Below are 13,065 nucleotides of genomic sequence, written 5' to 3' on the forward strand. Positions count from 1 at the left end.
TTTCTTAAAAGGAAAAGCTTCTTAAATAAACTTTTCCTTTCTTGCTCCTTTTTTCTATTTAACTAATTGCGTTCCTTTTTTAATATAGCTACTACGTAACTGGTTTTCCTTCATAAACTGATTCAATGGTTTCTGCGCATCTTGTGCCAGCTCCCAAATACTTTGATTTACTTCTACAAGATATTCGCTCTTCTCTGTTACTATGTTTTTCCTGATAAGCGGTTGCCTTAGCGACTGCTCTTCCTTTGAGACAGCAGCAGCCTGTAATCGTTCTGCAGAGCCACTTAGTGTAACAGCTAAAAAAAGGACCCCAAGACAATGTAGTTTCCTTGCTCCCGTTAACTTTTTACTGACCATTTTATTAATAGTTATCTTGTTCAAGACGTGTCAGTTTAGTTAAGCGTTCCTCTAATTCGCGATAAATCTCAAGTACTTCTACTTTTGATGCTTCGACTTCATTCGAAATACTTTTCGCTCGATTACCAATATTTAACATTTCTAATTCTGCAGAATTGATTAGGTGTTTTGCTTCTACTTTCGCTTCATTAACAATCCGATTGGCTTCTTTTTTGGCAGAAACCATCACTTCGCCAATTTCTTGTTGCGATTTTAAAGCCTCTTCTTGTAATTGCTGATTTTTCATTAATAAATCGTTAATTTGCTGTTTTGCGCGTAGCAGTTCTGTTAACTGCTCACTACTCGGTTCAATATTTTTTGAAACGGCTTGTAGTGTCTTCAATTCTTTTTGAACTTGTTCTAAATTGTCTTCTTTGGCCTCTACTTCTTTTCTTAGAGCAGCTAATTCTCCTTGGTAAACTTGCTTTTCAGCAAGATGTTTGTCATTGACACCTTGTAGTCGACCTAGTTTTACTTCTGCTTCATTTTTTTGTTGTAAACTATTTTGAAGCTCATTCTTTAGCTCCTCCATGCGCTGTTTCACAATCACTTCTTGTTGGGCAGCCTCTTGTAAGGCTTGTTTTTCGGCTTCTACTTTTTGTAATTGTACAGTTAGTTTTTCAATTTGTTCCTGCAATGCTTGTTGAGTCGTTGTACTTTCTTCTAATTCTGTCGTTAACGTTTCTACTTGCTTTTCCATTCCTGTAATATCCCCTTTTTTCTCCAACTTTCCTTTTTCTTCTGCTAACTGGTTGTGTAATGTCTGGATATGTTGTTGCTGTTCAGCCGATTCTTTTTCTAATTCTGCCACTTGCTGCGTTAATTCACTTTCTAAACGTTCCATTTGATTATGTACAGTGGTTAATTGTTTTTCTGCATTTTGCAGATTTGTTTGAAGAGCAGTAGCCTCTGTCGTGGTTTCACTGTTCGTTTCCAGTTGCTCTTCCAATTCAAAAATTTCATGTTCTTTTTGATTTAGTGTTTCAAGTAATGCCTGATTTTTTTCTTCTAATGCTTGTTTTTCCGTTTCTTGTTGGTTCTTTAATTGCTCATTTTCTTCTTGAAGTTTTTTAAAGGCTGTTTCTTTTTTCTGATAGTAGGCGAGCCTTTCTCTTAACGTCGCCATTTCTTTTTCCTGTTGTTCTGGTTTGATTCCGCTAATTATTTTTTCTGGTTCGAATCCTGGCTGAAAAAAGACTTCTTTTTCAAGCGTATCATCCGAAATATCTTTAATTTTTTTGATTAAACGTCTTTTTGTCATATATATGTCCTTTCTCTCGTCCTTTTAACTAATCACGACAGGCTCCAAATTTGTTTCAAGCGTCTCACGAGCATACGTATCAATGGATTTGACAAGGGTTTGCTCTTGATCTCGATAAGTAAAATTAAAATCAATCATGGTAATTTCTTTGACTGAATTCAATGCTGAAATAAGTGCTACAATATTGTCTTGGCCTGTTTGAAATTCATGGTAACTTAAGCCAACTGAAAAAACAGACAGTGTCAAGGTTTGTGTTTTTTCACTTCTAATCATTGTGATACTCGTCTCTCCGAGGTAAGGACGCCATTCACGCGCTAATTGTAATTCATAATTCGTCAAGACAGCGGCCGATTCTGCCGAAACAGCTTGCTTCCAGGGAAACTGATTTAAGGCTGTTTTTTTAATCGCTTGTTTTTTTATTTTGTCACCTTGAGTAGCTTGGCCCTGTGCCAAACGCTCGATCCGTTGTTCCATGCGGATATTTCGTTGATTTAATTGATAATATGTATAAACAATTCCTAACAATAATACGCTAAGTAGACAAACACTAAACAATAAATAAATCATTAAACGACTATTTTTCTGATACTTATAGAAATTTATTTTCCTCTTTAATATCCGGTCCTCTGAATCCAGTTTTTCGACAAGTAATCGCAAATACAATTGATAGCTTACAAATAAAAATAAGCAACTACTCATTAAAAGTACAACAATCATCATACAAATATAATCTCCTTTATGTCATCGCTCGACAATCAAAACTTGTAAAATCACCTGTTACGCTCTTTAAAAACTCTATATAGTATTGATTGTAACATTCCGTTTGAGCCTTGCCAACAACTTTATTTAAAATAAGATGATAAAAATTTGAATTTTATATTTATATTTTAATTTTTTAAATACAAAACAAAAAAACAAGAGAGATGCCACTTGGCTATCTCTCTCGCTTTTACTCAAACTATGTTTAACGAACCGAACTAGATCAGTCGCTTTTAAAAAAATCCAATTAGTCTTTGTTGATTTCATAGTAGCTATCGTTCTTTATGTAGCTGAATTTGCTTTTGCTGGGGCTGAATCGCTACTAAGTCCAACACTGATGCCTAAGGCACGATCAACTTCTTCCATAATATCAAGTCTCAAATGACAAACTTTTTCTTTCAAGCGACCCTTATCGATTGTTCGAATCTGCTCTAAAAGAATCACTGAATCTTTTTCAATGCCCGTTTCATCAGAATTAATCCCGATATGTGTTGGCAATTTTGGCTTTGCCATTTTGGCTGTGATCGCCGCAACGATAATCGTTGGGCTAAAATGATTACCTAAGTTATTTTGGACAACAAGGACAGGTCTGACGCCACCTTGTTCCGAGCCCACTACTGGGGAAAGGTCTGCAAAATAAATATCTCCGCGTTTGACCATAGTGGAACCTCCTATCTAGTTATATTCTCTGGGGATTCTTTGTGAGAAAGTACATGCAACTTCATAATGAATGGTTTCTAATTTTTCGGCTACCATTTGTAACGTATTTTCTTCATTGCCATCTTTTCCAACTAATGTAACGACTGAGCCGACAGGAACTTCTTCTGCTAAACGAATCATACATTGATCCATACACACTCGTCCGACGATTTCGCAACGCTTACCATTCACGAGCACTGTAAATCCTTGGAGATGACGCAACCAGCCATCTGCATAGCCGATTGGCACTGTCCCAATCCATTCTTCAGCTTCAGTTACGTAGGTTTCGCCATAGCCAATCCCTTCACCAGTCGCTAAGCGTTTTACATGGATGAGTTCACTGGTCAACCGTAAGGCCGGCTTTAACGCATAGCTTGGGGCCAGCTTATTACCTGAAGGGTTCAATCCATACATGGCTACTCCATAGCGAATCATGTTTCCTGGCACATCAGGATGCCATAACGCTGTCGCACTATTGCTAACATGGACATACCGTGGTAACTCTTCTAAAACTGCTAGAACAGCCTTAAAACGCCCTGCTTGTTTTTCAAAATAGCTTGTATCGATTTCATCAGCTGTTGAAAAATGAGTAAAAATCCCTTCCCATAAAAATTCTTTGTGGGATTGAACAAACCGCACTGCTTGCTTAGTCTCTTCTGGGGTTAAAAAGCCAATCCGTCCCATGCCAGTATCGACTTTTAAGTGAACACGTAATGGCGTGTTACTCTCAGGCGTTAGTTGTTGAAGAGCAGCTTCTAACCATTCTTGTGTAGCTACCGTTACAGATAAATCATATTGAATCAACAAAGGCACATAAGCTAAGTCTACCACACTCAAAATTAAAATGGGGTCCTGAACACCTGCTTCTCTCAATTCAATTGCTTCATCCAATAAGGCGACACAAAAACCTGTCGCGCCACCTTTTTTCGCCGCTTTAGCGGATTCCACGGCGCCATGCCCATAGCCGTTCGCTTTCACAACCGCAAATAAAGCAGTTCCTTCTGGCAAACGTTGACATTCATTTTGGACATTTTCAGTAATTGCTTGCGTATCGATATGTAACCGTGTAGGACGATGCCATCCAACGACCATTGTACATCCTTCTTTCTTCGTTGCTTCTATTATTCGCTTTCTAAAACAATTTGTGCAATCGCCATAGTATCTGTGTGCGTAATCGAGACAAACACTTTACCATTATGGGGCGAGTTTGCTACGTACGGTGCACCTGTTTTTTCAGTCAGTACCTCAATATCTTGTAAACCAACCTTGCCAATCCCTGTGCCCCATGCTTTAGAAAACGCTTCTTTACAAGCAAAACGACCAGCTAAAAATTCTATTTGACGTTTTGTAGATAACTTTTCAAAAAGGGTCAATTCGTTAGGTGTTAAAACCCGTTGAATAAACGATCCTTGTTTTTCAACAATCGGTTTTATCCGACTTAATTCTACTGCGTCAATACCAATTCCCTTTATCATTTTCCGCCTTACTTCCTATTTAATATAGTTACTCCGAATTACCTTTCATTTTAACAAAATTTCAAAATTTTTCCACTGATTCGCTAAAAAAATAAAGAATGTTTTACAAGATCCTCACACAAATTGAAGTACCATACGTTTTCTTCCTATTTACATTTTTATAAAATTTTTCTGAATTTTTATAAAAGTAAGACAACAACTAAGAAGTATCGGAAAAAAATCAGGAAACTAAGCGGATGTTCTAATATTTTATAGCAAATTTTGGCTACTTATGGGAGAATAAAAAGAAAAAGGAGAAAAACGTATGACTTTAACTTCTCGGCAAAAAAAGTTACTTCGTTGCGCCCTGTTTATTTTTACTTTGTTGCTCTACATATTTCCAATCTTCTTTAAAAATCCCAGCCTATTTTTTCTCTTGCAACTGGTTTGGATTATAACCATTCATTTGCTACAACAAAAACTGAAACTCTTCAATCTAACTTCCTCGTTGAAAACTTGGATAATTTTGGCGTTTTTCTTTTTCTATATCATTTTGATGCCTTTTTTACTTTTTTTAAGTTTTTCTATTTAACGATTATCTACCAAAAAAGAGCGAGTGTTCCGTTCATAGACGGAACACTCGCTCTTTTGATTATTTAGCGTTTTCGCGAATGACGAAACCACGTTTTTTATCGTTATGACGTTTGCCGCCACGTTGATCTTTATTTTTGCGGTCGCTATTTTTGTAATTACGGTCGCCATCTTTATGGTTTTTGTTGCCACGATAGCTGCCACCTTTACCATTGCCACCACGGTTGCGATTACGGTTGTTCCCACCGCCACCACCACGGCCATTTTTGTTAAAGCCTTTTTTATTTGAAGGCAATGGACGTTCTGGGGTAATTTTTACAGGAACCGCATCTGCTGGATCTTTCGCTACTGTTTTTAATAATAACGCAGCTAAGTCTGTCGCTGAATATTTTTCTAATAACGCTTCAGCAGATTCTAGATATTTGTCTAAACCATTTTCTTCTAGATCACTTTCGATGGTTTCAACAGCTGCACTTAATTGTCCTTTAAATGCTTCTTTTTCGGTTGGTGGACGTAATGGTGTCATCCGTTTTTTCGTTAGGTTTTCGATGACATGTAAGTAACCCATTTCGTTTGGTGTTACAAACGTCACAGACATACCGCCTTTACCAGCACGACCTGTCCGACCAATACGGTGAACATAACTTTCTGGATCTTGTGGAATATCGTAGTTATAGACATGGGTGACACCTGAAATATCTAACCCACGTGCTGCTACATCTGTTGCCACTAAGATATCTAAGTTACCATTTTTGAATGAACGTAAAACGCTCATCCGTTTTTGTTGTGATAGGTCGCCATGGATGCCTTCTGCTTTGTAACCACGCGCTTCTAACCCGCGGGCAAGTTCATCAACACGGCGTTTTGTCCGACCAAAGACAATGGTCAATTCTGGGGTTTGCACGTCTAGTAAACGTGTCATAATGTCAAATTTTTCAAAGTCTTTTGAACGTACATAATATTGATCAATTAAATCAGCCGTCATTTCTTTGGCTTTAATCTTCACATGTTCTGGTTGTTTCATGAATTTCACGCCAATATTCTTGATTGCTGGCGGCATAGTTGCTGAAAATAGAAGTGTTTGACGTTGTTCTGGCACTTGTGAGATGATTTTTTCAATGTCTTCCAAGAAGCCCATATTTAACATTTCATCTGCTTCGTCTAAAACTAATGTTTCAACAGTTTCTAATTTCAAGGTACGACGGTTAATATGGTCTAGTAAACGTCCTGGTGTACCTACAACGATATGTGGACGATCTTTTAGTCCACGGATTTGGCGACCGATATCAGCCCCACCGTAAACGGCTTGGACGCGAATCTTTTTATCGCGGCCTAAACGGAATAACTCTTCTTGTGTTTGGATAGCCAACTCACGGGTTGGTGCAATGACTAATCCTTGAATAACGCGGTTGTCTGCGTCAATTTTGTTAAGCATTGGTAAGCCAAAAGCAGCGGTTTTCCCTGTTCCTGTTTGTGCTTGTCCGATTACGTCTTTTCCTGCTAACGCTAACGGAATTGTTTCTGATTGAATAGGGGTTGCTTCCTCGAAGCCTGCGCGTTCTACCGCTGATAATAATTCTGGCGCTAAACCAAGTTCTTTAAATTTCAAATGATATCCTCCTAGATTTTGTTTCGGAAAGAACGATTTCTTCCTAGTTTCAGGTGTCTTCACTTTCAGTTGTTAAAAAGAAATCCATTATAGTGTGCCAACTATTTCTTCTTTCCTGATTTCACCGAAAAATTCACCTTATGGCATTAGAAAAGCCAAACGTGGTCGTTCAGCTTCACATTTATTATTAAACATAGAAATAGATCTATTTTATTTACTACGATTCAATTTTTCTCGTCATCTTCCGGCAATAGGTCATTCTATCATAGAATCCCATTTTCAGCAAGTTTTATGAAACTTATTTACTTTTCCAAAAGTGCATCGATGACTTCACGAAGTCCCATCCCGTTACTTCCCTTTAAAACCACCATGTCTTCTGGCTGTAAAACTTTTTTGACAGCTTCAATCAACTCATTTTTTTCTTCTTTTTTAAAAGAATGAATGTTAGCTGGTGCATAGGTTTCTTGCAATTTATCAGCTAAATAAGCCATTTCAGAACCATATAAAAAGACTTCTTCAATCGCATCTGGGGCTAAATGCTGCGCCATTGCTTGATGCATGGCAGCAGAATCAGGACCTAATTCCAGCATGTCTCCTAAAACAGCAATTCGTTTTCCTACTTTGGACATTTTGCTAAAACTGTCCAGAACAAGACCCATAGCTGTCGGATTGGCATTGTACACGTCACTTAAAATTTCGGCACCATTCGCTGCTTTCAGCCATTCTGTCCGATTCTTTGTTAGTTCCGCTGTAGCCAACCCTTTTTGAATCTCACTATCCGTTAATTGGAAATACCGACCAATGCCAATTGCGATTAATGCATTGGTGACATTATAGGTTCCTGGCACTGGAATCGTAAACGTCATTTGTGTATCACTGATTTTGAATGAGGTTTGCTCTTTGGCTTCATTTGTGACGATTCCTTGAAGTTGACTTTCCTGGCTAAAACCAAAAGTAATCACTTGTTGCGTGACTTTTTCCACCAATGGTTCTAGCAAAGGTTCATCGCTTGGCACAAATAAACTACCGTCTTTGGCTAAACCATCTACGATTTCCATTTTTGCTTGTGCAATGCCTGCTCGTGAGCCTAAATTTTCCACATGGGCTTCGCCAATCATTGTGATGGCGGCAACTTCTGGCTGAGCCAGATTGGAAAGGAAAGAAATTTCCTGAGCGTGATCCATACCCATTTCTAAAATCAGTTTTTCTGTTTCATCAGGCATGTGTAAAATAGTATAGGGTAAGCCAATTTGATTATTGTAATTGCCTTGCGTTTTGTAAGTCACAAACTTTTCAGATAACACAGCAGCAATCAAATCTTTAGTGGTGGTTTTTCCATTACTGCCAGTCACAGCGATGACATTCGGTTGCATTTTATTTAAATAATAGGTAGCTAATTTTTGCATAGCAACCAGTGGATCAGTAACATGCAAAACAGGCAATTGTTGCGGTGCATCGACTAAATCCTGTCCCCAAAAAGCGGCTTGACAGCCATTAGCCATGGCACTCTCAATAAAACGATGACCATCATTTTCACCTTGTAAAGGAACAAAGAGATTTCCTTTCACAATTTTACGACTATCAAATTCAATGCCTGTTAAAGGAAAATCAGGCCATTGTTGCCAATCATTACTGGCTTCAACCGCTTGCGCTACTTCCCAGAAGGTTAATTTCATTATGTTTTGCTCCTCTGACACAGGGACTGGGACATGCCAAAGTCTTGTCATGTCCCAGTCTTGTGTGATTTTTTCTTCTTAGTTATTATAAAATTCTTGGCGTTGTTTAAAACGATTCAAAGCTAACTGAATCAGTTCCTCAATTAAATCACTGTATTTCAAGCCCATATTTTCCCACAGTAAAGGATACATACTAAAGTCAGTAAAACCAGGCATGGTGTTCAATTCATTCAGGAATAATTCGTTTTTGCTTGTTAAGAAGAAATCACAGCGACTTAAGCCACTTCCATCTAACATAATATACGCTTTTTTAGCGTATTCTTGCGCTTGATGGGCTACTTCTTCTGGAACATGCGCTGGGATTTGCATTTCAATCGTGTTATTGATGTATTTTGCATCATAATCATAGAAAGCGACATCTTTCACCACTTCACCAGGTAAAGTCGTACGGACATCTTCATTTCCTAAAATGGCTACTTCAATTTCACGTGCTTCAATCCCTTGTTCAACAATTGCTCGGGCATCATAACGGAAAGCTTCTTCCAATGCTTCTTGCAATTCTTCACGATTTTCCGCTTTGCTAATTCCGACACTAGAACCCATATTGGCAGGTTTAACAAAGACCGGATAGATTAAAGAACCTTCACATTTTTCAAAGACTTCTTTTGGATTTCCTTTCCAGTCACTTCTTAAAACTGGCACGAATGGTACTTGTGGAATGCCAACAGTTTGTAAAAGATATTTCGTCATGATTTTGTCCATTGCGTTAGCACTAGCTAAGACACCTGCGCCCACATAAGGCATATTAATGGTTTCCATGAATCCTTGAATTGTTCCATCTTCGCCATTTGGCCCATGTAAAACAGGGAAAACAATCGCTTCTTCTTCATAAATTTCCGAAGGACTGATTCGTTTTCCTGAAAATTCGCCTGTTTCTTCAGGTGTTTGTGCCCAAGTTAAATGTAAAACTTCTTTATTTTGTGGTCGTTCAGATAAAAGAGGGCCTTTTACCCATTGACCGTCTTTACTAATAAAGACTAACTGTACTTGATAATATTTATAATAGATTGCATTTAAAACGGAATATGCAGACAAAACAGACACATCGTGCTCTTCACTTCTGCCGCCATACAACAAAATAATCTTCAAATGCTTGTCCTCCTAGTTTCTTTCCTGTCTTTTAGAAAAAATTATTTTTCAAATTATCCTTACTTATTTTAGCATAAAACCCAGTTTCATAATAGAAGCAAATTTAGTGAAGGCAAAATTCTTTGCTTGCCTTTTCCTTGCTAAAGACTCCGTTCCACCAGCTCAATAAGGGCTTGTTTAAACGTTATTCTATCTTGGTCTGTAAAAGGTTTAGGTCCTTTCGTTCGGCCACCTTTTCGCCGAATTTGGCCACTAAAATAGCGTTGTTCTAACAATCCATCAATATTTTCTTTCGTATATTGATAACCCAGTTGATGTAAAACTGACACTCCCTTTGGCAAGACCAAGGAAGCTAAGCCATAATCTTGTGTAATTAAAAGATCCCCTTTTTTTGTTAACTGCACAATTTTAAAATCAGCAGCATCCGCTCCTTTATCAACATACACAAAAGAGACATTTTCTGGATAATCTTTTAAGGAATAATGATCTACACTAGTAACAATCACCACATCCAAAGCTTTCTCTACAGCGACTTCAATAACCGTCTCTTTCACAGGTGAACCATCGCCATCGACAAAAATTTTCATTCATTTCCCTCGATTCTTCCTTGCTCTAACCATTTGGGATGACGTTGAAAGTAGTGTTGTAATTCGTCAAAAACGACTTCTTTAACCACTTCATATAACTCTGTATTTCTTAAAATGGTTTTCGTTGCATCCGTGTAGCGGGGCTTTGGTATCGTAATGGCTAAAACAAAATCAAATTCTGCTAAAAAACTATCTGCTGTCACAGATAATGAGTAATGTTGCTCCTCTAAAAATTGATTAAAGGCGGCCACTACGCCAGCAAGAAAACCCTCATAGTGGGTTCCACCAAGACTGGGATAATGCCCATTAACAAATGTTTTTTGCACTTGCGGCGCATGATTTTTACTCAAAATAAATTGAACAAGGGCCAATTCTGTTTGCTTGGCTTGAATAATCGGTGCAGTTTTTCTAGTTAATGGGTTATCTTTTTCAAATAAATAATTACTTAAACCTTTAGGGTAATAACAAAGATTTTTTTGTTCCTCTTCTTGTGTTAAGAGAATCTTTAAGCCTGGATTCAACATGGCAATCTGTTGACATTGTTGTAAAACACGCATATAAGAAAGTGATTCTGTACCAAAAATTTGCGTATCTGGCCAAAACAAGACTTCAATTCGTTCCTGGGTTTCTTCAATAGGTAATAATAATCGTTTTTTCAATTGCCCTTGATGATAAATAAAAATAGTCCGCTGTTTTTCTTGATCGATACTGATTCCTACTTGTTTTGAGAAGGCTTGTAAAACAGATAAATACAGAAAAGGTGGTTCTAAATCGACTTGCTTTTGTTCAAAAACAAGCGGTCGTGTGGAAGATACCTGAAAAGAGATTTGTTGACGCGATAACTGTATAGCAATTTTCCCTTGATTCTTTTCAATGAAAAACTCTAATAAACCGTTAATTGTCTGAACAAGTAAATTCTCTAAGCCGACTAAGCCAGTCGTTCCAATGAACGCTTCTGGTCGTTTTTGAATCCGTTCAATAAATTCATCATTTTCTAAAACTGTTAAAAGATGTGCAACACTCATCCTGCTGCCTCCTTTGCAATCTGTTTCTTTTAATTATAATGAAAAAAAGACCAGAAGAAAAGCCACACACGACTTTTCTTCTGGTTTTCTTCTTTAACGAATTAAATCAATATTCGGATGCTCAAGAACGTGATTCACTTGTTTGACCGTTGTCAAAGGAATATCTCCTTGAATCGTATGTGCAAGGACCCCATTGACTGTGGCAAAGGTAACTGCCTTTTCTAACGACCAATTTTGGCTATAGCCATATAAAATCCCCGCCGCATAAGCATCACCAGCACCAATTCGATCAAGATTAAGAAGCGGTCTTTTTTCACTCTGTTGGTACTCATTTTGGGTATATAAATACCCACTTAAGTAGTTTTGATTTTGGGAATGACTTCTCGTTGTCCCAGCAAACCATTCCAAATTGTATTGAGACATGAAACGCTGAATCAGTTCAGTTTCTTGTGCCTCACCTTCTAAATCTTCTCGCGGAATGAAACCCAATAGCTCGACCAAATCACGTCGACTGCCAAAAACAATATCACAATAAGGTAAAATACGTTCGTACTGTTGACGCATAAAGAGTGCGCTATTTGCTGTATTCAAACTAGGTCGATAATTAAAGTCAAAACAAACTTTCTTTTGACAGGCATGCGCCTTTTGAGCAAGTATCAAAGCAGCATCACGAGTTTTTTCAGTTAAACTTAACGAAATACCACAAATATGCACCATATCTACTTCCGCTAAAAAGGCCTCAAAATCGTAGTCCTTCGCCTCGCTGATGCCAAAAGCACTCTGATGGCGATTTTGATAAGTTACTTGTGTGGGTCGGATTCCATAACCCATTTCTGCAAAAAAACTACCAATATGATCGCCCTTTTCTCCTACCCATTGATCTGAAATTCCTAACTTCCTTAGCGCTGCTTTGCCAGCTTCACCAAGACGATTGGCAGGTAATTTCGTAATCAATGCTGTTTCTAGTTGAAAATGAGCCAAATTTGCTAAGAGATTTACGCCAGTCCCTACAAAGTTCATTCTTAACTGCTCTGTTTGTTCTAACATTAGATACTCTGGCGGAGTGAAACGAAGCATGACTTCACCAAACGCAGCAATTTTCATCTTTGCCACCTACTTATTCAATGTGTTTTTCATCATGGTTAGTAACGTTTTCACGTCTTCTGTTCTAGTGTCCCCTGTTTCTTGATCAATAATTGAGCTGTAGACATGAGGAATGATTTTTTTAACGCCGGCATCCACCGCAATTTGAACAATTTCTTCAAAGTTTTCTAAATCAATGCCCCCTGTTGGCTCTAAATAAAAGTCATACTTGGCACAAGCTGCTGCTACTGCTTGGTATTCTTCTTTGTGAGCCAAGCCTTTTATCGGGAAATATTTAATGGAACTGCCCCCCATGTCTTTCAACAATTTGATGGCGGTTTCGATAGGCACTTCCGCCGCTGGCGCACCAGAGCTTAACGGACCTGTCGCAATGTTGACATAGCCAACTTTGCCTGTGGGTGAAACCAAGCCATTAATCACTGTTTCGTCTTGACGAAGTAAGGCCCGCGAAGCGCCGACACCTGTGAAGACTTGGTTCACGTGTTGCGGTTGTAAAACTTCTGATAAGCGAGCCACCATTTGACTTTGATTTGGATCACCAGCTCCTAAACCGACAGATAAAGCGTTGTTGGTTGCTGCTTGGTATTTTTTCATATCGTCAATGGCTGCTTCATCGGTTTCATAGTTTTTTGAAAGGACGCCTAACACAACATGCCCTTCTGCTGCTTCATAACAGGCTTGGGCATTTTCTACTGAATTGGCTAAGACGTTTAAACAAATGCGTTCTTCTAAATAATTAGGTTTTAATGACATGG

14 protein-coding genes are annotated in these 13,065 nt (G+C 38.2%); 1 reads left to right on the forward strand and 13 read right to left on the reverse strand.

Features of this window, described 5'->3' with window-relative positions; all coding sequences use genetic code 11:
* Positions 1-54: 54 nt before the first annotated feature.
* From IGK96_RS10245 to acpS, 6 genes are all read right to left on the reverse strand, one after another.
* On the reverse strand, positions 55-381 hold the full coding sequence (locus IGK96_RS10245; RefSeq protein WP_025192659.1) for a hypothetical protein: 327 nt from the start codon (positions 379-381) through the stop codon (positions 55-57).
* Entirely contained in the window at positions 362-1,657 is a 1,296-nt protein-coding gene (locus IGK96_RS10250; RefSeq protein WP_010775656.1) for a hypothetical protein, read from the reverse strand. The genes IGK96_RS10245 and IGK96_RS10250 overlap by 20 nt, the downstream gene beginning before the upstream one ends.
* A gap of 24 nt (positions 1,658-1,681) precedes the next feature.
* The gene (locus IGK96_RS10255) at positions 1,682-2,377 is read right to left on the reverse strand and encodes a hypothetical protein (protein WP_085443125.1); all 696 of its coding nucleotides are present in this window, start codon (positions 2,375-2,377) and stop codon (positions 1,682-1,684) included.
* A 321-nt stretch (positions 2,378-2,698) separates the two neighbouring features.
* Positions 2,699-3,076: a type II toxin-antitoxin system PemK/MazF family toxin gene (locus IGK96_RS10260; protein WP_002355729.1), complete on the reverse strand. Its 378-nt coding sequence runs from the start codon at positions 3,074-3,076 to the stop codon at positions 2,699-2,701.
* Positions 3,077-3,091: 15 nt separating this feature from the next.
* On the reverse strand, positions 3,092-4,207 hold the full coding sequence (gene alr, locus IGK96_RS10265) for an alanine racemase (RefSeq protein WP_010775654.1): 1,116 nt from the start codon (positions 4,205-4,207) through the stop codon (positions 3,092-3,094).
* 29 nt (positions 4,208-4,236) lie between these two features.
* Positions 4,237-4,590: a holo-ACP synthase gene (gene acpS / locus IGK96_RS10270; RefSeq protein WP_002355727.1), complete on the reverse strand. Its 354-nt coding sequence runs from the start codon at positions 4,588-4,590 to the stop codon at positions 4,237-4,239.
* A 304-nt stretch (positions 4,591-4,894) separates the two neighbouring features.
* Here acpS and IGK96_RS10275 point away from each other — a divergent pair, with 304 nt between their 5' ends.
* Entirely contained in the window at positions 4,895-5,161 is a 267-nt protein-coding gene (locus tag IGK96_RS10275) for a hypothetical protein (protein ID WP_016618066.1), read from the forward strand.
* Positions 5,162-5,221: 60 nt separating this feature from the next.
* Here IGK96_RS10275 and cshA read toward each other — a convergent pair whose 3' ends face one another.
* The 7 genes from cshA to dagF form a co-directional block, all read right to left on the reverse strand.
* Positions 5,222-6,769, reverse strand: a complete 1,548-nt coding sequence (cshA, locus tag IGK96_RS10280; protein WP_002355724.1) for a degradosome RNA helicase CshA — start codon at positions 6,767-6,769, stop codon at positions 5,222-5,224.
* Between the two features lie 302 nt (positions 6,770-7,071).
* Entirely contained in the window at positions 7,072-8,445 is a 1,374-nt protein-coding gene (locus IGK96_RS10285) for a UDP-N-acetylmuramoyl-tripeptide--D-alanyl-D-alanine ligase (RefSeq protein ID WP_002355722.1), read from the reverse strand.
* Positions 8,446-8,523: 78 nt separating this feature from the next.
* Positions 8,524-9,594: a D-alanine--D-alanine ligase gene (locus IGK96_RS10290; protein ID WP_002355721.1), complete on the reverse strand. Its 1,071-nt coding sequence runs from the start codon at positions 9,592-9,594 to the stop codon at positions 8,524-8,526.
* Positions 9,595-9,734: 140 nt separating this feature from the next.
* Complete coding sequence (locus IGK96_RS10295) at positions 9,735-10,181, reverse strand: YaiI/YqxD family protein (RefSeq protein WP_085443127.1); 447 nt, start codon at positions 10,179-10,181, stop codon at positions 9,735-9,737.
* Positions 10,178-11,206 carry a DNA topoisomerase II gene (locus tag IGK96_RS10300; protein ID WP_085443128.1) on the reverse strand — a complete coding sequence of 343 codons (1,029 nt, stop codon included), beginning with the start codon at positions 11,204-11,206 and terminating at the stop codon, positions 10,178-10,180. Before IGK96_RS10300 ends, IGK96_RS10295 begins: the two co-directional genes overlap by 4 nt.
* 93 nt (positions 11,207-11,299) lie before the next feature.
* Positions 11,300-12,310 (reverse strand): sugar kinase, encoded by a 1,011-nt coding sequence (locus tag IGK96_RS10305; protein ID WP_002415894.1) that lies wholly within the window; start codon positions 12,308-12,310, stop codon positions 11,300-11,302.
* A 9-nt stretch (positions 12,311-12,319) separates the two neighbouring features.
* The gene (gene dagF, locus IGK96_RS10310; RefSeq protein ID WP_113851318.1) at positions 12,320-13,063 is read right to left on the reverse strand and encodes a 2-dehydro-3-deoxy-phosphogluconate aldolase; all 744 of its coding nucleotides are present in this window, start codon (positions 13,061-13,063) and stop codon (positions 12,320-12,322) included.
* Positions 13,064-13,065 lie beyond the last annotated feature (2 nt).

Origin of the sequence: Enterococcus sp. DIV0682 (assembly GCF_051712685.1) — a bacterium.
In the GTDB taxonomy this organism is placed as follows: domain Bacteria; phylum Bacillota; class Bacilli; order Lactobacillales; family Enterococcaceae; genus Enterococcus; species Enterococcus faecalis.